Annotated in this window: 17 protein-coding genes; 9 read left to right on the forward strand and 8 right to left on the reverse strand. The window is 72.4% G+C overall.

Annotation, left to right across the window (positions count from 1 at the left end; genetic code table 11):
• The first annotated feature begins 47 nt into the window (after window positions 1–47).
• The gene (locus ASD23_RS14145; RefSeq protein WP_056011834.1) at window positions 48–1,454 is read left to right on the forward strand and encodes an acyltransferase family protein; all 1,407 of its coding nucleotides are present in this window, start codon (window positions 48–50) and stop codon (window positions 1,452–1,454) included.
• Here the strand turns inward: ASD23_RS14145 and ASD23_RS14150 are convergent.
• Both ASD23_RS14150 and ASD23_RS14155 read right to left on the reverse strand, forming a co-directional pair.
• Window positions 1,394–2,191 carry an ABC transporter permease gene (locus ASD23_RS14150; protein WP_056011837.1) on the reverse strand — a complete coding sequence of 266 codons (798 nt, stop codon included), beginning with the start codon at window positions 2,189–2,191 and terminating at the stop codon, window positions 1,394–1,396. The genes ASD23_RS14145 and ASD23_RS14150 overlap by 61 nt on opposite strands.
• Complete coding sequence (locus tag ASD23_RS14155) at window positions 2,188–2,958, reverse strand: ABC transporter ATP-binding protein (protein ID WP_056011840.1); 771 nt, start codon at window positions 2,956–2,958, stop codon at window positions 2,188–2,190. The genes ASD23_RS14150 and ASD23_RS14155 overlap by 4 nt, the downstream gene beginning before the upstream one ends.
• A gap of 80 nt (window positions 2,959–3,038) precedes the next feature.
• Here ASD23_RS14155 and ASD23_RS14160 point away from each other — a divergent pair, with 80 nt between their 5' ends.
• The gene (locus tag ASD23_RS14160; protein ID WP_056011843.1) at window positions 3,039–3,590 is read left to right on the forward strand and encodes a helix-turn-helix domain-containing protein; all 552 of its coding nucleotides are present in this window, start codon (window positions 3,039–3,041) and stop codon (window positions 3,588–3,590) included.
• Window positions 3,591–3,624: 34 nt separating this feature from the next.
• Here ASD23_RS14160 and ASD23_RS14165 read toward each other — a convergent pair whose 3' ends face one another.
• The 3 genes from ASD23_RS14165 to ASD23_RS14175 form a co-directional block, all read right to left on the reverse strand.
• Entirely contained in the window at window positions 3,625–4,071 is a 447-nt protein-coding gene (locus ASD23_RS14165) for a methylglyoxal synthase (protein ID WP_056011846.1), read from the reverse strand.
• A gap of 137 nt (window positions 4,072–4,208) precedes the next feature.
• Window positions 4,209–4,778 carry a hypothetical protein gene (locus tag ASD23_RS14170; protein WP_056011849.1) on the reverse strand — a complete coding sequence of 190 codons (570 nt, stop codon included), beginning with the start codon at window positions 4,776–4,778 and terminating at the stop codon, window positions 4,209–4,211.
• Window positions 4,779–4,787: 9 nt separating this feature from the next.
• On the reverse strand, window positions 4,788–5,195 hold the full coding sequence (locus tag ASD23_RS14175) for a DUF4383 domain-containing protein (protein ID WP_056011852.1): 408 nt from the start codon (window positions 5,193–5,195) through the stop codon (window positions 4,788–4,790).
• Between the two features lie 233 nt (window positions 5,196–5,428).
• Between ASD23_RS14175 and ASD23_RS14180 the strand changes: the two genes are divergently transcribed.
• The 3 genes from ASD23_RS14180 (at window position 5,429) to ASD23_RS14190 (ending at window position 8,196) form a co-directional block, all read left to right on the forward strand.
• A complete protein-coding gene (locus ASD23_RS14180) occupies window positions 5,429–6,871 on the forward strand; it encodes a MinD/ParA family ATP-binding protein (protein WP_235507742.1) in 1,443 nt (480 codons plus the stop codon).
• Window positions 6,872–6,885: 14 nt separating this feature from the next.
• Window positions 6,886–7,434, forward strand: a complete 549-nt coding sequence (locus ASD23_RS14185; RefSeq protein ID WP_235507743.1) for an ASCH domain-containing protein — start codon at window positions 6,886–6,888, stop codon at window positions 7,432–7,434.
• 162 nt (window positions 7,435–7,596) lie between these two features.
• Window positions 7,597–8,196, forward strand: a complete 600-nt coding sequence (locus tag ASD23_RS14190) for an antibiotic biosynthesis monooxygenase (RefSeq protein ID WP_056011855.1) — start codon at window positions 7,597–7,599, stop codon at window positions 8,194–8,196.
• Between the two features lie 35 nt (window positions 8,197–8,231).
• Here the strand turns inward: ASD23_RS14190 and ASD23_RS14195 are convergent, their stop codons facing one another.
• Both ASD23_RS14195 and ASD23_RS14200 read right to left on the reverse strand, forming a co-directional pair.
• Window positions 8,232–8,885 (reverse strand): DedA family protein, encoded by a 654-nt coding sequence (locus ASD23_RS14195; RefSeq protein WP_056011858.1) that lies wholly within the window; start codon window positions 8,883–8,885, stop codon window positions 8,232–8,234.
• A gap of 147 nt (window positions 8,886–9,032) precedes the next feature.
• Entirely contained in the window at window positions 9,033–9,857 is an 825-nt protein-coding gene (locus ASD23_RS14200; RefSeq protein WP_056011861.1) for an IclR family transcriptional regulator, read from the reverse strand.
• A gap of 222 nt (window positions 9,858–10,079) precedes the next feature.
• Between ASD23_RS14200 and hutH the strand changes: the two genes are divergently transcribed.
• The 4 genes from hutH to hutI all read left to right on the forward strand — a co-directional run bounded on the left by hutH (window position 10,080) and on the right by hutI (window position 16,406).
• The gene (hutH, locus tag ASD23_RS14205) at window positions 10,080–11,669 is read left to right on the forward strand and encodes a histidine ammonia-lyase (protein ID WP_056011864.1); all 1,590 of its coding nucleotides are present in this window, start codon (window positions 10,080–10,082) and stop codon (window positions 11,667–11,669) included.
• A gap of 130 nt (window positions 11,670–11,799) precedes the next feature.
• A complete protein-coding gene (locus tag ASD23_RS14210) occupies window positions 11,800–13,290 on the forward strand; it encodes a M23 family metallopeptidase (protein WP_157377103.1) in 1,491 nt (496 codons plus the stop codon).
• 135 nt (window positions 13,291–13,425) lie between these two features.
• Window positions 13,426–15,117: a urocanate hydratase gene (hutU, locus tag ASD23_RS14215; RefSeq protein WP_056011870.1), complete on the forward strand. Its 1,692-nt coding sequence runs from the start codon at window positions 13,426–13,428 to the stop codon at window positions 15,115–15,117.
• Complete coding sequence (gene hutI / locus ASD23_RS14220) at window positions 15,114–16,406, forward strand: imidazolonepropionase (RefSeq protein WP_235507744.1); 1,293 nt, start codon at window positions 15,114–15,116, stop codon at window positions 16,404–16,406. Before hutU ends, hutI begins: the two co-directional genes overlap by 4 nt.
• Window positions 16,407–16,408: 2 nt before the next feature.
• Here the strand turns inward: hutI and ASD23_RS14225 are convergent, their stop codons facing one another.
• A complete protein-coding gene (locus ASD23_RS14225) occupies window positions 16,409–19,768 on the reverse strand; it encodes a NosD domain-containing protein (RefSeq protein WP_056011873.1) in 3,360 nt (1,119 codons plus the stop codon).
• Between the last annotated feature and the right edge of the window lie 75 nt (window positions 19,769–19,843).

The following is a 19,843-nucleotide window of genomic DNA, read 5'->3' on the forward strand; positions in this document are numbered from 1 at the left end:
CCTAACCTGCCTTCGAGGGCGGAGGAGCCGCCCGGACGGAGGCGGCAATGACCGACGTACAGGCGTACTCGACCGGGGCCGGTCGCGTCCATCCGGCGACGCGCGCCGAGACATCCGCTCGTTCGACGCCGGTCACCCGCGACTCGAGCGTCGACGCGATCCGGGTCGCGCTGCTCGTCGTGGTGTTCGCGCTGCACGCGATGATGGTCGGCGTGAGCCTCGGGCCAGACGGGCCAGTGCTCGAGAACGCCCTCGAGGGCCGGCCGTGGTTCGCCGCCGTGAGCTGGGTCGTGCAGATCATGCCCTTGTTCTTCATCGCGGGCGGGTTCTCGAGCTTCCACCACTGGCGTTCGATGCGGAGCCGCGGGGCGAGCGGGGCGGACTACGTGCGAGCGCGGGTCGAGCGACTCGTGCGGCCGGCCGTCGTGCTCGTCGCCGTGGTCGCCGCTGCCCTCGTGGCATTCTCGCTCGCCGGGCTGCCGCCCGAGATGGTCGCGACGGCGGGCTTCCGCATCGGGCAGCCGCTGTGGTTCCTCGGCGTGTACCTCGCGACGTCGGCGCTCGTGCCGCTCATGGTGCGCGCCCACGAGCGCGCGCGGGTGCTGACGCCGGTCGCGCTGCTCGCGGGCGTCGTCGCGGTCGACGTGCTGCGCTTCTCGACCGGGCTCGACGGCATCGGCTTCCTGAACCTCTTGCTCGTGTGGCTGCTCGTGCAGCAGCTCGGATTCCACCTCGCCGACGGGGCGCTCAGCCGTCTCTCCCCCGCGGCGCTGTGGTCGATCGCCGCCGGCGCGCTCGCCGTGCTCGTCGTGCTCACTGCCACGACGCCGTACTCGGCCGACATGTACGAGAACCTCAACCCGCCGACCGTGTGCCTCGTCGTGCTCGGCGTCGCACAGCTCGCCCTCTTCCAGCTGGCGCGCCCGCGCATCAGGGCCTGGGTCGACCGAGCGGATGCCTCGCGGCCGATCTCGGCCGTCGGCGAGCGCGCGATGACCGTCTACCTGTGGCACATGCCGGTGCTCGTGGGACTCGCGGGTGCGCTGCTCGTCGCGAACGCCGCGTTCGGGCTTCCGCTGCCCGAACCGATGAGCGTCGAATGGTGGGCGACGCGTCCGCTCTGGCTGAGCGCGGCGGCGGTCGCCGTCGCGTGCGTCACGCTCGTGTTCGCCCGGTTCGAGCGAGCGCGGAACGCAGCGCCCCGACCCGCCGCGACGAGTCGTCGTGCGGCTGCACTCGATGCCGCCTGCGGCGTGGCGGGCGTCGCCGTCGTGCTCGTCAGCGGGTTCGGGCCGATGCAGGCCGTCATCGCGCTCGCGCTGCTGACGGTCGCCCTGCACGGCAGCGGGAACATCGGCCCGGTGCTCGCGAGGGCGACCACGGCGCTGCGGGTTCAGCGCAGGTCGCGGCGCAACGGGATCGCGATGGCGAGCCAGGCCGCCACGACCGCGTAGCCGAGCAGCACGAGGGCTCCGACGAGCGGCGACGTCGTCGACGCGGCCGACATGGGCAGCTGCTCGGCGATCGCGTCACCGAGGAAGGTGAAGTCGGTGAGGGCCGCGGTCGCGCCGCCGGGGAGGAACGGGTGGATCACGTTGACCCCGGGGATGATCATGAGCACGTGCTCGAGGAAGTAGAAGTACCCGAGCACGATGCCGACCGCGAGCAGCTGGTGGCGGGCGAGCGCGCCGATCGCAACGCCGAGCACCGTGTACACGGCCGCCGCGAGGGCGATCCGCGCGAGCAGCGCGACGAGGTCGGCGAGCGGCACCCCGAGTTCGACCCCCTGCATCGCAGCCCCCGCCGCGACGGCCAGGCCGGCGAAGAGGGAGGACACCACGCCGTACGCGACGCCGAGACCCCCGAACACGATGAGCTTCGCGGCGAGCACCCGCCCGCGGCGCGGCGCAGCGAGGAACGTCGTGCCGATCGTGCGGTGCCGGTACTCGCCGGTGACGGCGATCGTGCCGATGAGTGCGGGCACGAAGAGCAGGAGCCCGCTCATGCCGACGACGATGCCGACGCCCTCGGCGGTGCCCAGCCCGGGAAGCGGCGGCGTCGCATTCTCGGGGCCGATGAGCGAGAGGAGCCCGGTCAGGCCGCCCCCGCAGAGCGCGGCGGTCACGAGGGACCAGAGGGGAAGACGGGTCGCGAAGAGCTTCGCGAGCTCTCCGCGGAGCAGGCGGGTCATGCGCGGATCCCTTCGGTGGCGTTGGTGGTGGCGGTGGCGGTCGGGACTGGCGACGACTCGACTCCCGAGGTGAGCTCGAGGAACGCCTCCTCGAGGCTCGTGCCGCGCGCGGTGAACGCGTCGAGCGGCCCCGACCAGGTCGTGCGACCGCGATCGATCAGCACGAGGTCGTCGATGCCGTGCTGCAGCTCGGTGAGCACGTGGCTCGAGATCAGCACGGTGCCGCCCTTCGCCGCGAACTCCCGGAGGAAGGTGCGCAGCCAGACGATGCCCGCCGGATCGAGTCCGTTCGACGGCTCGTCGAGCACGAGCGCCGCGGGGTCGCCGAGCAGCGCCGTCGCAAGGGAGAGCCGCTGCCGCATGCCCGTCGAGAAGCCGCCGACACGGCGGTCGAGGTACTCCGACATGCCGGTGAGCTCGGCCACCGCTTCGACGCGTCCGGCATCATGCCCGCCGAGTGCGCAGTAGGCGCGCAGGTGGCCGCGGGCGGTCATCGCCGGATGCGCGCCGGCGAGGTCGAGCACGGCCCCGACGGTGCCCGTCGGGTCAGGGAGCTCGGCGTACCGACGGCCGCCGATGAGCGCGGTGCCCGAATCGGGACGCGCGAGTCCGAGCAGGATGCGAAGCGTCGTCGACTTGCCCGCGCCGTTCGGGCCGAGGAAGCCGGTGACGCGGCCGGGCGCCGCGACGAACGTGACGTCGCGCACCGCCTCGACGTCGCCGATGCGCTTCGCGAGTCCGGAGACTTCGATCTGGGCGGTGATCATGGAGCGGATCCCTTCGGTGGCATACTCGTTCGAGAGCAATGAGAATGTTCTCACCGTGAGAATAATCATCCGGAGGCCCGATGCGCAACCCGTCGCCCATCGCCGACGTCGTCATGCACCCCGTGCGGCTCCGCATCATCCAGCAGGTGGGCACGCGCGAGGTCACCACGGCGAGCCTGCGCAGCGCCCTGCCCGATGTCGCTCAGGCGACCCTCTACCGGCACATCGCCGCACTCGTCGACGCCGACGTGCTGACCGTCGTCGAGGAGCGACGCGTTCGCGGCGCGGTCGAGCGCACCTTCGCTCTCGGCGAGCGCATGGCGCACGTCGATCACGACGAACTGCTCGAGATGGGATCGCGCGAGCTGCAGCAGGCGTTCCTGACCTTCCTCGCCCACCTCGGCGAGAGCTTCGACCGGGCCAGCGCGGCCGAGGATCCGCGGTTCCGCGACTTCCTCGGATTCGGCGAGACGACCCTGCACGTGACGACGGCCGACCTCGCCGTCATCCAGGCGGGGCTCGGCGAGCTGCTCGCGCCCTACCTGACCACCGAGCGTGAGGGCGACGGCCGCCGTGCCGTCACGCTCGCGACGGCGCTCATCCCGACCGACGGCGCCGCACCGCGCGACTGACCCGTGCGACGCGCGGTCGCGGTGAGGCCCCCTGTTAGTCCGACGGGAGCTCGGCCCGCTCGGCACTCCTCGTCAGCTGCGGTCGCCGGTGCGCGTACCCGTTGGTCAGCAACGGCGACGAGATGAGCATGTCGGCGCTCGCGGTGTTGAGCGCCGTCGGCACGTTCCAGACCGTCGCGATGCGAAGCAGCGCCTTCACGTCGGGGTCGTGCGGCTGAGCCGACAGCGGGTCCCAGAAGAAGACGAGCACGTCGAGGTGGCCCTCGGCGATCTTCGCCCCGATCTGCTGATCGCCGCCGTGCGGACCCGAGAGGAAGCGCGTGACGGGGAGCCCGAGCGAACCCGAGAGCATCCCGCCGGTCGTGCCGGTGGCGTAGAGGTGGTGGCGTGCCAGGGAACCTCGGTTGAAATCGGCCCATTCGAGCAGGGCCGTCTTCTTGTTGTCGTGCGCGACGAGCGCGATGTGGTGCGGACCGGTCATGGCGCGACCTCCTGGGGTGCGCAAGCATGACCCCCTCATCGTGCTCGACATCGAGATGGAGCAACGGACGCTCTCAGGGTAGGCCGTGCATCCCCCGCGTGCAATGGTCGCGCCGAGACCTGTCCGGGTCGACGCCGTCAGTGCTCGTGATCACCGGGAGCGACGGGCGCAGGTGCGTCGCCGTCGAGTTCGTGCGTGCCGTGCGGCACGGCCGACTCGCCGGCCTCCGTCGCCGCGAGCGCCGGGGTCGCGAGGGCCGCGACGAGCGCGGCACCGGCGACCAGGCCGAGGAGACGAGCGGTGTCGGATGCCGCGGCATCACGAGTACCGCCGGGATGCGCTCCCGCACGGGCGAGGCGGGCGCGGGCCCGCAGCTCGAGGCCCGCGGAGAGCGCCACGACGACGATGAACGCGGATGCCGCGGCGAGCGGGCCCGGCGCGACATCCGTCATCGCGGCGGCACCCGTCGAGACCGCCGCCGCCATCCCCACGAGGGCGACGGCGGTCACGACGAGCGTCGTCGACGGGGCGATCACGCGCCCCGCCCGGAGCGCCAGCCCGCCCCAGCCGAGCGCGGCGACGCCGGCCGAGGCGAGGGCGGGCAGCATCGCTCCCCCGGCACCGGCGGCGAGCGCGAGCAGCACGAGCCCGGCGCCGAGGGCGGCGAGCATCGGCCAGCTGCGCAGCGCCGCCGCCAGTGCATGCATGGCCGGCCCCTACGCCGTCGCCACGCGTCCGGAGCGCTCGAACCCGAGCGCGACCCCCAGCAGCACGATCGCGCTCGCGAGGTGCAGGAAGTGGTCGGCCGTGTTCAGCGCGAGGATGTTCGCCGCCGTGCCCGCGAGGAAGAACCCCACGATGCCGAGCAGCAGGTAGGCGGCGCCGACCGTCGCGTTGACGGCCTTCGCCGCGGTCGCCGAGACGATGCCGCCGATGAGCAGCGCGGCACCGATCAGCAGGTGGGCCACGTTGTGGAACGGGTTGACCGCGAAGACGCCGAGGAGCAACCCTCCTTCGGTCGCGAAGAACCCGACCCCGCCGGTGACGGCGAATCCGAGCAGTCCGACGAGCACGTAGACCGCACCGAAGACGGTCGCGACGATGCGGTTCGGGGAGTTTCGCATGAGGTTCCTCCTTCTCAGGGGCGCGGCATCTGCCGTGCTGAAAGGGGATTCGGAACGCCTCGGCGAGCGGATTGGTCCAGGTTCCGTCGACGGACGGGACCATAGACTGATCCGCGGGGGAACGGCCGGCGACGCGGAGCGCTCGCGTCCGGAAAGCTGCATCCCGGCGGTTGCAGCCGGTGCACCCGGCCCGCTCTCCCACGACCGACGCACGGCTTTTTTGGGGGAATCAGTTGTCCACATCGATCAACACGCACGACGGCGTCACGGTCTTCCTGACCTCGGCCACCGAGGCCGACGTGCACGCCGACGGGGCGGTGCTCGGCATCCAGGCGGCCGACGGCGACGCGCTGCGCGACCGCGTCGTGGCGTTCGTGCAGGAGCGAGCGCAGCGCCTCGGCGTACCGGCCACCGCCGCGCTCATCGACGACTCCTCCCACTGGACCCTGACCGTCGAACCCGACGGCCGGGTCACCGAGGCGCCGACCGGTCTCGTGACCGACAGCTTCGAGCCGCGCCCGACCTCGACCGCACCGATCCCGACGGTGTCGGCCGCCCCGGTCGCCCGGCCGGTGCCCGCCCAGCCCGTCGCTCAGCAGGTCGCCCAGCCGGTCGCTGCTCAGCCGATCGCCGCGCAGCCGGTGCCAGCCCCGCCGATCGTCCCGGCCTCCGAGGTGGCACCTCCGCCGGTCGCGGCCGCCCCGGCCGTCCCGGCGACACCACCCGCCGAACCCAGGCCGCACCGCCCGACCGTCGAGGACCTGCTCTCGAGCCGGCCCCGGCAGCGCCCGCTGAAGGCGACCACGGGTTGGCAGGGCAGGGTGCGCCGCATGAGCGGCGGCCTCATCTCGCCGAAACCGAGCGCGAGCGAGCAGACCCGTCACGACCAGACGAACCGCGTGCAGAAGCGTCTCGACGGCCCGCGCACGATCGTGGTGCTGAACCCCAAGGGCGGCGCGCACAAGACGACGAGCACGCTGCTGCTCGCCGCGACGTTCGGTCGGCTCCGCGGCGGCTCGACCCTCGCGTGGGACAACAACGAGACCCGGGGCACCCTCGGCTGGCGCGCGCAGCACACCCCGCACCACCGCACCGCCGTCGACCTCCTGAACGACCTCGAGCGGTTCGAGAACCCGAGCGTCGCGAGCCTCAGCCAGCTCGACGACTACGTGCGCACGCAGGTCGACGCGCGCTTCGACGTGCTCGCCTCCGATGAGGATGCCGCCGCGACATCCACCATCGACGACGCCGCGTTCGACCGGCTGCACCGCACGCTCTCGCGGTACTACCGCCTGCTGATCGTCGACACCGGCAACAACATGCGCGCCTCCAACTGGGTCGCAGCGGTCGCAGCGGCCGACCAGCTCGTGATCGTCTCGACCGTGCGCGAGGACACCGCGGCGAGCGCCGCCTGGCTCCTCGACGGCCTCGCCCAGAAGGGCTTCGGCGACAAGGTCGACCGCGCGGTCACGATCCTGACCTCGCCCTCGGACAAGCCCGACCGTGAGCTCGAGCAGCGCCTCACCGACCACTTCGGCGCGCTCACCGCCGCGGTCACGACGATCCCGTACGACGCCGCTCTCGTCGACGGCGGCACGATCGACTTCGACGCGCTCTCGGCCGAGACCCACGACGCGTGGCTCACCGCCGCCGCCGTGGTCGCCGACCAGCTCTGAACCGGGGCACGGGGATGATCATCGACGAGCGCAGCCCGAGGGAGCGCGAGGTGCCGTTGAACGAGATGGTGCCGGTCGACCGCGAAGCCGCCTCCACGATGTGGAACGCCTACTGGCGGGCTCATCCCGACCAGGTCGGGCTCGACGACGTGCCCACCGTCGAGCGGTTCGGCGACCACGCCGAACTCTCGGATGCGCTGCTCGACCTCGTCGTCTCCGGCCGGAAACGGGCGACGGCCACGCTCGTGAAGGAGTTCGCCGCCGACGGCGTGCCGCTCCCCCGCGTCGGCAGCCACTGGATCGCCTGCGACGCGAGCGGTGCGCCCCGGGTCATCCTGCGGAGCACCGAACTGCGACTCGGCACGATCGCGGACGCCGACGAGGCCTTCGCCTTCGACGAGGCCGAGGACGACCGCTCGCTCGAAGCGTGGCTCGTGAACCACCGTCGCTACTGGGACCGCGTCTGCGCGGCCCTCGAGATCGAGTGGTCCGACGACCTCGAGATCCTCTTCGAGCGGTTCACGGTCGCGTGGCCGGAGGCGCCTCGGCCGCTCACCGGCTGACGAGCCGGTGCAGCCGCCGGCGGCGACGCTCGAAGCAACCTCGAAACATGGCCCGGTTACACTCGCATTCGGCCTGGACCAGCCCGCCACCAGCGAAACGGCCGATCATCCAGAGTTCCGCGCACACGATCCGCGGGGCTCGCGAGTGCCCCGGGGTGGCCCATGAACAGCGAACCGATCACCGTCTCGATCCGGCGCGAGGTCGACCCCGAGCGCATCTCGGAGGCAACCGCGTGGGTGCAGACCGGCGTGAACCTCGCGGCCAAGTACCCGGGCTTCCTCGGCTCCGGCTGGGTGCGCGCCGGCGAGGGGTCGCAGGTGTGGCACATGCTCTACCGCTTCGCGAACGAGGCGACGCTCGAGGCATGGGAGGGCTCGGCCGAGCGCACCTGGTGGCTCTCGATGGGCGAGGGCTTCGTGCGCTCCGAGCGCAGCAAGCGCCGCACGGGCATCGAGGGCTGGTTCGACGACCCGGCGACGGGTTCGGTGCCTGCAGCGGATGCCGCGGCATCCGCTTCGCTCGACGAGCTGCCCCCTGCGCCGCCCCGGTGGAAGCAGGCGGTGACGATCTGGCTCGGCTTCTTCCCGGTGAACCTCGTCTTCACGCTGCTCGTGACGGCGTACCTGCCGGGCTGGAACGAGCTCGCGGTGGTGTGGAAGGTGCTCGTCACGACCCTGCTGCTGACGCCCGTCATGACGTTCTGGGCGCTGCCCTTCGTGACGCGGCTGCTCCGGCGCTGGCTCGCGCCCGACGCTCGCTGAGACGGGCCGGAGCAGGAGCGCCCAAGCCGGCGGCGTTACGCCGAGGCTTCGTCGACCACGCGCCGGTGCTCGAGGATGCGGCGGATGACGAGCACCGCGAGGGCGACCGCGATCGCGCCGTAGACGACCCAGTCGAGGTACTGCAGGTACTCCTCGAGCAGTGCGTGCTGGGTGCCGAGCGCTGCGCCGACGCCGATGAGCAGCGTGTTCCAGAGGCCCGAGCCGAGGGCGGTGAAGAGGCAGAAGGAGAGGAGCGGCATGCGATCGGCCCCGGCGGGCAGCGAGATCAGGCTGCGGACTCCGGGGATCATGCGCCCCACGAGCACCGACCAGCGGCCGTGCCGGTGGAACCACTCGGCGCCCCGCTCGAGGTCGGTGAGGCTGACGAGGCGCGTCCACGCGATCCAGCGGATGGCGCGGGCCAGGCCGACGGCTGCGCCGAGTCCGTAGAGCACGAGCGCCCCGACGACGGAGGCGAGGGTCGACCAGAGGATGAGCATCCCGAGGTGGAGGTCGCCCGACTGGCTGAGGTAGCCCGCGAACGGCAGGATGACCTCGCTCGGGATCGGCGGGATCAGCACCTCGAGGAAGACGAGCACCCCGACGCCGATGTCCCCGAGGGAGTTCAGCACGTCGGCGGCGAATCCGGTGAGGCCGGTGAATCCGTGGTCGGCGGCAGTCGTCAGCAAGGTCGTGTCTCGGCTCTCGGTCGGGGTCGATGATCGGTGCTCGGCGGCGGCTTCACGCTACCGGCGCCGGTTGGACGGAAGCTGGGCGCGACCGCTCGGCGTCGCCTACCTCGAGCGTGCGGCGTGGGCGGCGCCTCGCGCCGTGCCTCAGCGCGGGGTGCCGATGCGGCGAGCGAGCGTGGTCGCCGCATCCTGCACCGCCGACACGTACCGGGCGACCTCCGTCTCGGGCGCGGCATCCGGGTACGTCACCGCGATCGCCGCTGCTGGCCAGCCGACGTGGTCGAGCACGACCGACCCGACCGAGGCGAGACCGCCCGTGACCTCGCCGTCTTCACCGGCCCAGCCCTGCTCGCGCACGACGGCGAGCACGCGCTTCAGGCGCCCGTAGCTCCATACGTGCTCGGCGCCGTCGAGTGCGGCTCGGCCCGCGAATGCGGCTGCGTCGGGGTAGAGCGCCCGGAGCTGCGCGGGCGGCAGCACGGCGAGCATCGCCCTGCCGGTGGCGGTGAGGTGCGCGGGCAGCCGCACCCCGACGTCGGTCACGAGCGACGGGCGTCTCGGGGCGCGCTCCTCGACGAGGTAGAGCACGTCGCGGCCGTGGAGCACCGCGAGGTGGCCGCTCTCGCCGAGCCGGTCGACGAGGGCCGCGACGAGCGGCCTGCCGAGGCGGGCGAGCGGCTGCTGGCGCGAGAAGCCGCTCGAGAGCTCGAAGGCGGCGATCCCGAGCCCGTAGCGGCGTTCTTCGGGCAGGTGCACGACGAAACCGCGCTCCTGCATGACGGCCAGCAGGTGGTAGACCGTCGAGCGCGGAATGCCGAGCGCTGCGGCGATCGTCGCTGCCGGCACGGGCCCGCGCTGCGCCGCGAGGTGGGTGAGGATCGCGAGCGTCTGGTCGGCCGCGGGCACCTTCGAGCGGTCGAGCGCATCGAGATGACGCGTGTTGTCGCTCTGGGCGATGGAATCCGACATCTTCTGCCATCTCGATTCGAGTCGGGTGAGGGTGAGGGTGAGGAGTGTGAGGTGAGGTGTGGAGTGTGAGGTGAGGTGTGGAGTGTGAGGTGAGGCGAAGTGAGGTGAGGTGAGGTGAGGCGAATTGAGGTGAGGCGAGCGTACCGCGCGAGTCTGGGATACCGGACGGGTTCGGAGTCCACGTGCTTCCCGCGCGCGTGGGGGCGGTGTGGAATCGGAGGTATGAGCAGCAACGACTCCGCCCCCGCGCGCGCCGCGGCATCCGTCACCGTCGGCACCGGCCCCCTCGGCATCGACGACGTCGTCGCGGTGGCCCGCCACGGGGCATCCGTCGTGCTCGACCCCGCAGCGCTCGACGGCGTGGCTGCGAGCCGCGAGATCGTCGAGGGACTCGCGGCCGACCCCGAGCCGCACTACGGCATCTCCACGGGCTTCGGCGCGCTCGCCACGACCTTCATCGCCGAAGACCGCCGCGCCCAGCTGCAGGCGAGCCTCGTGCGCTCGCACGCCGCGGGTTCGGGCGCCGAGGTCGAGCGCGAGGTCGTGCGCGCCCTCATGCTCCTGCGCCTCTCGACGCTCATGACCGGCCGCACGGGCGTGCGCCGCGAGACGGCCGAGACCTACGCGGCCATTCTGAACGCAGGCATCACGCCGGTCGTGCGCGAGTACGGATCGCTCGGATGCTCCGGCGACCTCGCCCCCCTCGCGCACTGCGCGCTCGTCGCGATGGGCGAGGGCGAGGTCCGCGTCTCGACGGGCTCGACCGGCGGGGTCGGCGAAGCGACGGATGCCGCGAGCGCCCTCGCCGCCGCGGGCATCACGCCGCTCCGCCTCGCCGAGAAGGAGGGCCTCGCCCTCATCAACGGCACCGACGGCATGCTCGGCATGCTCGCCCTCGCGATCGACGACCTGCGGATGCTCCTCACCACCGCAGACATCGCCGCGGCGATGAGCGTCGAGGGACTCATGGGCACCGACGCCGTCTTCGCCGCCGACCTGCACGCGCTCCGCCCGCAGCGCGGCCAGGCGATCTCCGCCTCGAACCTGCGGCGCCTGCTCGCCGGCTCGCCCATCGTCGAGAGCCACAAGGGCCCCGAATGCACGCGCGTGCAGGACGCCTACTCGCTCCGCTGCGCCCCCCAGGTGCACGGCGCCGCACGCGACACGCTCGCGCACGCGGCATCCGTCGCCGACGCCGAACTCGCGAGCGCCGTCGACAACCCCGTGCTCACGCTCGACGGCCGCGTCGAGTCGAACGGAAACTTCCACGGCGCCCCGGTCGCCTACGTGCTCGACTTCCTCGCGATCGCGGTGGCGGATGTCGCGTCGATGAGCGAGCGCCGCACCGACCGGTTCCTCGACCGCGCGCGCAACCAGGGCCTGCCGCCCTTCCTCGCGCACGAGGTCGGCGTGGACTCGGGCCTCATGATCGCCCAGTACACCGCCGCAGGCATCGTCTCCGAGCTGAAGCGGCTCGCGGTGCCGGCATCTGTCGACTCGATCCCGTCGTCGGCGATGCAGGAGGACCACGTCTCGATGGGCTGGGCGGCCGCGCGGAAGCTGCGGCGTTCGATCGACGGCCTCTCCCGCGTGCTCGCGATCGAGGTCATGACCGCGGCCCGCGGCCTCGCGTTGCGGGCACCGCTCGTGCCCGGCGCGGCGACCGCAGCGGTCGTCTCGCTCGTCGCCGAGACCGGTGGGGTGCCGGGGCCCGATCGCTTCCTCTCCCCCGAGATCGAGGCGATCTCGGACCTCGTGGAACACGGCCGGATCGTCGTCGCGGCGACGTCGGCGACGGGCGCGCTCGACTGAGCCGGGCCAACGTGTGCCCCGAACAGGGTGCGAGATCGACGCGTTCAGGTGTTGTGTCGACCTGCCTGCGCTGAGAGACTGAGGGAGATGTCGGCCCCCGAAGCCGGCGTCTGAACGGAACCCTATGTCGATGATGCAACGAGTGCCCGGCCTGCACCACCCGTCCCGAGTGCGTCGCGCTCGCCCCGATGGGCTCGCCCTGGCCGCCGCGGCAGCCGTCGTCGTGCTGGGCATCTCCGGCATCACCACGGCATCGGCAGAGGAGATCGTCGCGACCGAGACGGCGGCGACGACCTCGGAGACCACCGCCGACACCACCGACACGACGGCCGACACGACCGGGGAGGCGACCGAACCGGCGCCCGAACCCACACCGGAGCCGACACCCGAACCCACTTCCGAGCCGACCCCGGAGCCGACGCCCGAACCGACGCCGACGCCGACGCCGACCGAGACGCCCACGCCGACGCCGACCCCCGAGCCGACCCCGACGCCCACTCCCACCCCGACGCCCACCGACCCGCCGGCCACGACGCCGCCGCCGACGACGGGGACTCCGGCGCAGCCGCCGGCCCCCTCCGCCCCGGTCGCGAGCCCCGGCGCCTCGCTGCTCGTCGGCAGCGGCCCGTACGCGCGCATCTCGAGCGGCAGCGACCCGCAGCTCAGTTCGCTGCTCGGCGCCCGCACCGCCCTCGATCGGGCGACCGCAGCACTCCGCACCGCTGAGGCGGAGTTCGACGCCGCGCAGTCGACGCGCATCGAGGCCCGGGCACTGGCGACGCAACTGCAGGAGCAGGCCGTCGAGGCCCGCGCCGACGCCGATGCAGCCGGCGCGGCCGCCTTCGCCGCCTCGCGCGGCGGCGACAGCTCGCTCACGTCCATGGCCGCGGCCTTCGGCTCCGGCAAAGACCTGCTCGCCGGCCTCGGCGGGGTGGCCCGAGTCGACCAGATCACCGGCGACGCCGAGAAGCTGCAGAAGATCGCCGAGAAGCGCTCGGCGGAAGCCGACGTCGCAGAGGAGCGCGCCGCCGAGGCGTGGGCCGCGGTCGACGCGGTGCCGGTCGAGGCGGCACAGGCTGCGGTGGCCGCAGCCGAGCGCGCCGTGGCATCCGCTCGTTCCGACCTCTCCGGCCTGCGCACGCGCGTGGCTTCGACGAGCGTCTCGCTGATCGATTCGCTCCCGCGCGATGCCGGGCAGCTGAGCGAGCAGGGCTGGGCCCCCCCGGTCTCCGGAAACCAGACCGACGGATTCGGCCCCCGGCCGAACAAGCCCCTCGCCGGCGTGAACGACTTCCACCGCGGCACGGATGTCGCGGCGAGCTGCGGCTCGCCCGTCTTCGCCGCGACCGGCGGCATCGTCGTCGAAGCCCGTGCGAACGGCAGCTACGGCAACTGGATCCTGCTCGAGCACGGCGCGGGAGTGCAGACCGGGTACGCGCACCTCTCCGACGGCGGCATCCTCGTCAGTCCCGGTGACGCGGTTGCTGCGGGTCAGCTCATCGGGGCCGTCGGCAGCACCGGCGCGTCGACCGGCTGCCACCTGCACTTCGAGGTGCGACTCGACGGCACCGCCGTCGACGCCGTGCCGTTCATGGCGGCCCGCGGCATCCAGCTCGGCTGAGGCTCTCCCGGAACCGGGTTCCGACAGGCTCGACCCGCAACTGTTCGTCGGGCGCGCCCGCACTCGTCTGGTATCCCAGACGGCACGCCCGCGACATCCGTTGTCGGCGACCGCGCGGTGCGCGAGCATCGGAGCATGACCGACGCACCCATCGCAGCCCCCGCCGGCCCCCGCACGGTTCGGGCCGCCCGCGGCACCGAGCTCACCGCCAAGAGCTGGCAGACCGAGGCGCCGCTGCGCATGCTCATGAACAACCTCGACCCCGAGGTCGCCGAGCGGCCAGAGGACCTCATCGTCTACGGCGGCACGGGCAAGGCCGCCCGCAACTGGGAGTCCTTCGACGCGATCGTGCGCACGCTCGAAGGCCTCGAGTCCGATGAGACGCTGCTCGTGCAATCGGGCAAGCCCGTCGGCGTGTTCCGCACGCACGAGTGGGCGCCCCGCGTGCTCATCGCCAACTCGAACCTCGTGGGCGATTGGGCGACGTGGCCCGAGTTCCGCAAGCTCGAGCAGCAGGGCCTCACGATGTACGGCCAGATGACGGCCGGCTCGTGGATCTACATCGGCACGCAGGGCATCCTGCAGGGCACGTACGAGACCTTCGGCGCGATCGCGCGCGCATCGTTCGACGGCACTCTCGCCGGCACGCTGACCCTCACGGGCGGCTGCGGCGGCATGGGCGGCGCGCAGCCGCTCGCCGTCACCATGAACGGCGGGGCGGTGCTCATCGTCGACGTCGACGAGACGCGGCTCGCCCGCCGCGTCGAGCACGGCTACCTCGACGAGTACACCACCGACCTGGAGGCGGCCATCACGCGCGTCACCGCCGCGAAGGCGGCTGGCGAGGCCCTGTCGGTGGGCGTCGTCGGCAATGCCGCCCTGATCTTCGGCGACCTGCTCCTGCGCCACCGCGCCGGAGAGCTGCAGGTCGACATCGTGACCGACCAGACGAGCGCCCACGACCCGCTCGCGTACCTGCCGGTCGGCGTCGCATTCGAGGACTGGCGCGCCGAGGCCGAGCGCGACCCCGAGGGGTTCACCGATCGTGCGCGAGGCAGCATGGCCAAGCAGGTGGCAGCGATGGTGGGATTCCAGGACGCCGGTGCCGAGGTCTTCGACTACGGCAACTCGATCCGCCGCGAAGCAGAGCTCGGCGGGTACGACCGTGCCTTCGAGTTCCCCGGCTTCGTGCCCGCCTACATCCGGCCCCTCTTCGCCGAGGGCAAGGGACCGTTCCGCTGGGCGGCGCTCTCGGGCGACCCCGCCGACATCGCCGCGACCGACAGGGCCATCCTCGAGCTCTTCCCCGACGACGAGCACCTCCGCCGCTGGATCACCCAGGCCGGTGAGAAGGTGCACTTCGAGGGCCTGCCGGCGCGCATCTGCTGGCTCGGCTATCAGGAGCGTCACCTCGCCGGGCTGAAGTTCAACGAGATGGTCGCCTCGGGCGAACTCAGCGCCCCGGTCGTGATCGGTCGCGACCACCTCGACTCGGGATCCGTCGCGAGCCCGTACCGCGAGACCGAGTCCATGGCCGACGGCTCCGACGCGATCGCCGACTGGCCGCTCCTGAACGCCCTGCTGAACACGGCGTCGGGGGCGACGTGGGTCTCGATCCACCACGGCGGCGGCGTCGGCATCGGGCGTTCGATCCACGCCGGACAGGTCATCGTCGCCGACGGCACCGAGCTCGCCGCCGAGAAGATCGCGCGCGTGCTCGTGAACGACCCTGGCACCGGGGTCATGCGCCACGTCGACGCCGGGTACGACCGAGCGGTCGAGGTCGCTCGCGAGCGCGGCCTGCGCGTGCCTATGCTCGAGGCATGAGCGACGGGGGCGCCGCGGGGCGCATGCTGCTGACCGGCATCGGCGAGCTCGTCACGAACGACCCCTCGCCCGACCGCGAGGCCGGACACCTCGGCATCGTGCGTGACGCCGCCGTGCTCGTCGAAGACGGACGCATCGCGTGGGTCGGCACCGCCACGCACGCCGACGAGCGCCTCGGTCACCGGGTCGAACGCGAAGACCGGCGCGACGGCGACGAGCACCGCTCGCTGTGGGACGCCGACGTCGAGGTCGTCGACGCCGGCGGCCGGGCCGTCATCCCCGGCTTCGTCGACAGCCATTCGCACCTCGTCTTCGGCGGCGACCGCGCGGCGGAGTTCGCCGCCCGCATGGCCGGGCAGCGGTACGAAGCCGGCGGCATCCGCTCGACGGTTGCGGCGACGCGAGCCGCGAGCGACGACGAGCTGCGAGCGCGGCTCGCCGGATTCGTCGCCGAGCTGCACGCGCAGGGCACGACGACCTTCGAGATCAAGTCGGGCTACGGCCTCTCGGTCGCTGACGAGGAACGGCTCGTACGGCTCGCCCACGAGGTCACCTCCGAGGTGACGTTCCTCGGCGCGCACGTCGTGCCGTTCGAGTTCCGCGAGGACCCTGCGTTCGGCGGCGACGCCGATCGCGCCGCCGAGGCGTACGTCGACCTCGTCGTGGGCGAGATGCTCGACGCGTGCGCCCCGTACTCGCGCTGGGTCGACGCCTTCTGCGAGCGCGGCGCCTTCACCGCCGAGCAGTCGCGACGCGTGCTCGAGGCCGGGGCGGCTGCCGGACTCGGCGTTCGGGTGCACGGCAACCAGCTCGGCGAAGGGCCGGGCGTCCAGCTCGCGGTCGAACTCGGCGCCGCGTCGGTCGACCACTGCACCTACTTGAGCGATGCGGATGTCGCGGCGCTCGCGTCATCCGATACCGTGGCGACCCTGCTGCCGGGCGTCGAGTTCTCGACGCGGCAGCCCTACCCCGATGCACGACGACTCATCGAGGCCGGCGTCACGGTCGCCCTCGCGAGCGACTGCAACCCGGGCTCGAGCTTCACGAGCTCACTGCCGTTCTGCATCGCCGTCGCCGTGCGCGACATGGGCATGACCCCGGCCGAGGCGGTCTGGGCGTCGACCGCCGGCGGCGCCCTCGCGCTGCGGCGAACGGATGTCGGTGCGATCCGCCCCGGCATGCGCGCCGACCTCGTCGAGCTCTCGGCGCCGAGCCACGTGCACCTCGCCTACCGGCCCGGGGTGCCGCTCATCTCACGCGTCTGGAAGGACGGCGCGGTCGTCGCCTGAGGTCACCGCCTGGGGTCGGCACCGGGCGGTCGCGGCCGGCCCTGCGGAGCCGCCTCGCGTGTCGGGATCAGCACCCGCGCGCGAACGGCGCGTCGGCGCAACCGGCGCGCGGCGATCGCCGCGGTGCCCGCGACCGCCATGAGGACGGCCAGGAGCACCCCTGGCGCCGGATCCCACCCGGATGCTGCGAGGCCGGCGCCGGAGCCACCACCCGCGACCGGACCCGGGACCGGACCCGGGGCCGGCGGCTCTGGCGGCACCGGGCCGCAGAACTCGGGGTAGAGCACCTGGGTCGTGCGCACCTCGAGGATGAAGGCGCCGCCTCCGTCGTAGCCGGTCGCCTCGACTCGGGGACCGCACGGCGAGCCCCAGTCGTTCTGCCCGTCCTCGGTCTCCTCACGGGCATCGACCGCGACCTCGCCGTCGATCATGTCGTTCGTCGGGTCGGAATCCTCGCCCACCTCGGCGTTCGGGTGCGTGACGATCGCGATCGAGTCCTTCGGGAACACGTTGAGCGCCACGTGGATCGTGTCGCTGACGCTGCGGCGCTCCTCGACCGGGCCGACCATCGCGAACGGGACGATCGAGCGGCCGAGCAGTGCGAACTCCGGGTCGGGCGGCGGCGTTCCACCGTCGATGCCCGGCATGTCGTCGGCGGGTGGGCCGGCCAACTCCTCATCGACCGGGATCGGGTCGCCGAGCCGGACCGGATCGCCGAGGAGCGGCGGCGGAGAACCGACGCCGAGGAACGGGCCGGATCCGGTGAACTCGTTCCCGGTCACGCTGATGCCCGATGACGAGGCCGAGCCGGGGTTCTCGAGGTCTTCGTAGAGCGGCCGCACCGCGATCGCCTCGGCCCTGGCGGAGGCCGGTTCGAAGGAGATGTCGTTGCCGGTGATCTCGAGCTCGTGCACCGGCGCGGCCAGCACGACGTACTCGGCGGTGCCCGTGAACGTGTTGTCGTCGAGGGTGATGTCGCGAGCCCCCAGCGGCAGGTAGAGCCCCTTCGGGTTGTCGGTGAAGGTGTTGTTCGTGAAGAGCACGTCGCTCGAGACCTGCACGAGATCGAGCGGAGGAGTGTTCGACGGGTTGATCGTGAGGTTGCCGATCGCGGCGTTGTCCACGAAGGTGCTGTCGCGCACGACGTACCCGGTGACCGACTCGGTGTAGGTCGCCCACCACTGCGTGTCGGTGGCCGAGGAGTCCTCGACGGTGACGCCGTACGACATGTCCCAGTAGAAGGCGGTCGAACCGCCCGTGACGTCGACGTCGCTCACCGAGACGTCGTGCGAATAGTAGAAGCGCACGCCGTTGCTGCCCTGTTGGGGCAGTTCACCGGCCTCTGCCGGATGCCCCGTGATCTGCGCCCCGACGATCGTGACGTTCGTGTTCTCATGGCCGGAGATCCCGTCGCCGGCGATGTCGAGCACGGTGTCGCCGATGACGGCGCCGGTGCTGTTCGCGAGGTAGATGCCGGCTCCGACGTCGGTGATGCGGGCACCGGTGATCTGCGGGCCGGCGATGGGGGCGGTGAGTGTGGCCCGCTGCTGCTGGATGCCCCAGATCACCCCGGTGATCACGGGATTCGTCACCCTGGCCGCGGGCGCCCGCCCGAGTGCGATTCCCGCTGAACCCGCCCCGCGGTCGCCCGAGATGTTCGCGTCGTCGACGACGGCATCGAGCATGGAGCCGAGGCCCACGCCGACGGACTTCGCGCCCGCGACCACGATGGTCGGCGCCGTGACCTGCAGCCCGGTGCCCGCGTTGGCGGGGGCGGCCTGGATCCCCCGGTTGAAACCGGTGACCACGAGGTCGGTCAGCGTCACGCCGGAGGCGCCCAGCACGTTGACCCCGTAGGTGGTGCCCACCCCGGGCCCCGTGAGTTCGGTCGCCGTGACGCTCGCGCCGGTCGTCGCGCCGAGACCGATCGCCATCGAGCTCGCGGCAACCGTTCCGCCCGTGATGGTCGGCCCGGCGACGGCACTCGCATCGGTCGCGTAGATCCCTCTCGCGAAGCCGGAGACGACGGGGCTCTCGACGAGGGCCGCGGAGGAATTGGCCAGGTGGACGCCGTAGGTCGTTCCCCCGGCGCCGGTGCCGGTCACCGTGACGGTGTCGAGGTGCGGCGCCTGGGAGGCGCCGAGGTTCACGCCCATGGCGGTTGCGCCCACCACCGTGTCGGTGATGGACGGGCCGACCCCGGCGTTCGCATTGGCGAGCACGACGCCGCTGGCGAACCCGGTCACCGAGGAGTCCGCGAGCGTCAGCGCGGTCGCGTTGTTGACGTTGATGCCGACTCCGACACCCGCGCCGGTCAGCGTGACTCCGGAGATCGACGGGTCGCCGGTGGCGCCGAGGGCGATGCCGGCCACCGTCACGTCGAACGAGCCGCCGTCGAACACCGGACCGGTGTTCCCGTTCGCCGCGGTGATCGACGCACCGGTCGCGACCGAGCTGACGTCGGCGTCTTCGACGGTGGCCGAGGTCGAGGTCGCGAGGGCGAGTGCGACGGCCACGTCGGTGATCACCGGCCGGATCACCTGCGTGCGCTGCGACGCCGCGAGGTTGATACCGGTCGTGCCCGTGAACGGCGTCGAGCCGTCTGAGGACGAGTTCGTGATGACGAGGTCGGTCAGGGCGACATCCGCTGCCGCGGCGCCGAGCGTGACGACGCTCTGGCTGTTGGCGGCCGCGCTGAGCGTGATGCCGTCGACGGCGAGGCCGCCAGCGTTCACGAGCCACCGGCCGTAGAGCGTGGTGTCGGCGGAAGCCGTGACGATCGTGCTCCGGGCGACGACGAGCTGGTTGGCGAACCGATAGGCGCCGGGCACGACGCCGACGGTGCCGCCCTCGGGCACCGCGGTGAGCGCCGCCTGCAGGGTGATCTTCGTCGGCGGCTCGCTCGCGCCGACCCAGGCGATCAGCGCCGTGTCGGATGCCACGACGGGCGGCACGGGTGCGGCGAAGGGCACGACGTCTGCGGTGAACGCCTGCGGCGCCGGGGCCACGCCCGGTGCCGGAACCAGCGTGTCGAACGACTCCGGCGCTGCCGGTTCGGTCGGAGCGCCGGGCGCTGGTTCTGGCTCGGACACCGGCGGTTGCGACTCCGCGTCGGTCGGCTCACCCGACTCGCCGGGCTCACCCGACTCGCCGGGCTCACCCGCCTCCCCAGCTCCGTCCTCGGGCTCCGGCGATGCCGTCGGAGCCTCCTCGGCGGGTTCGGCCGCCTCCGTCGTGGTCGGCGGCGGCTCGACCTCGTCGGCCCAGACCGCGCCGATCGGCATGATCAGGAACGCGATGACAGCGCCGATGGCGGCGGCGGCGAAGCGCGCGCCACCGGGTCGATGACTGCGTGCGCTCATGAGACCCCCCGTCCCTCGAACGAGCACTCCGATCACGCTACCCCGGGGGTCGAGTGATTGTCACGCACTCCGCCG

It is taken from the genome of Agromyces sp. Root1464 (assembly GCF_001427265.1).
In the GTDB taxonomy this organism is placed as follows: Bacteria; Actinomycetota; Actinomycetes; order Actinomycetales; family Microbacteriaceae; genus Agromyces; species Agromyces fucosus.

Excerpts from the sequence above, each read along its gene's own strand:
- ASD23_RS14165 (WP_056011846.1), bottom strand. The coding sequence starts at position 4,071 with ATGACCGGTCCGCACCACATCGCGCTCGTCGCGCACGACAACAAGAAG.
- ASD23_RS14190 (WP_056011855.1), top strand. The coding sequence starts at position 7,597 with ATGAACAGCGAACCGATCACCGTCTCGATCCGGCGCGAGGTCGACCCC.
- ASD23_RS14150 (WP_056011837.1), bottom strand. The coding sequence starts at position 2,191 with ATGACCCGCCTGCTCCGCGGAGAGCTCGCGAAGCTCTTCGCGACCCGT.
- ASD23_RS14185 (WP_235507743.1), top strand. The coding sequence starts at position 6,886 with ATGATCATCGACGAGCGCAGCCCGAGGGAGCGCGAGGTGCCGTTGAAC.
- hutI (WP_235507744.1), top strand. The coding sequence starts at position 15,114 with ATGAGCGACGGGGGCGCCGCGGGGCGCATGCTGCTGACCGGCATCGGC.
- ASD23_RS14225 (WP_056011873.1), bottom strand. The coding sequence starts at position 19,768 with ATGAGCGCACGCAGTCATCGACCCGGTGGCGCGCGCTTCGCCGCCGCC.
- ASD23_RS14200 (WP_056011861.1), bottom strand. The coding sequence starts at position 9,857 with ATGTCGGATTCCATCGCCCAGAGCGACAACACGCGTCATCTCGATGCG.
- hutU (WP_056011870.1), top strand. The coding sequence starts at position 13,426 with ATGACCGACGCACCCATCGCAGCCCCCGCCGGCCCCCGCACGGTTCGG.
- ASD23_RS14175 (WP_056011852.1), bottom strand. The coding sequence starts at position 5,195 with ATGCGAAACTCCCCGAACCGCATCGTCGCGACCGTCTTCGGTGCGGTC.
- ASD23_RS14210 (WP_157377103.1), top strand. The coding sequence starts at position 11,800 with ATGATGCAACGAGTGCCCGGCCTGCACCACCCGTCCCGAGTGCGTCGC.
- ASD23_RS14170 (WP_056011849.1), bottom strand. The coding sequence starts at position 4,778 with ATGCATGCACTGGCGGCGGCGCTGCGCAGCTGGCCGATGCTCGCCGCC.
- ASD23_RS14145 (WP_056011834.1), top strand. The coding sequence starts at position 48 with ATGACCGACGTACAGGCGTACTCGACCGGGGCCGGTCGCGTCCATCCG.
- hutH (WP_056011864.1), top strand. The coding sequence starts at position 10,080 with ATGAGCAGCAACGACTCCGCCCCCGCGCGCGCCGCGGCATCCGTCACC.
- ASD23_RS14155 (WP_056011840.1), bottom strand. The coding sequence starts at position 2,958 with ATGATCACCGCCCAGATCGAAGTCTCCGGACTCGCGAAGCGCATCGGC.
- ASD23_RS14160 (WP_056011843.1), top strand. The coding sequence starts at position 3,039 with ATGCGCAACCCGTCGCCCATCGCCGACGTCGTCATGCACCCCGTGCGG.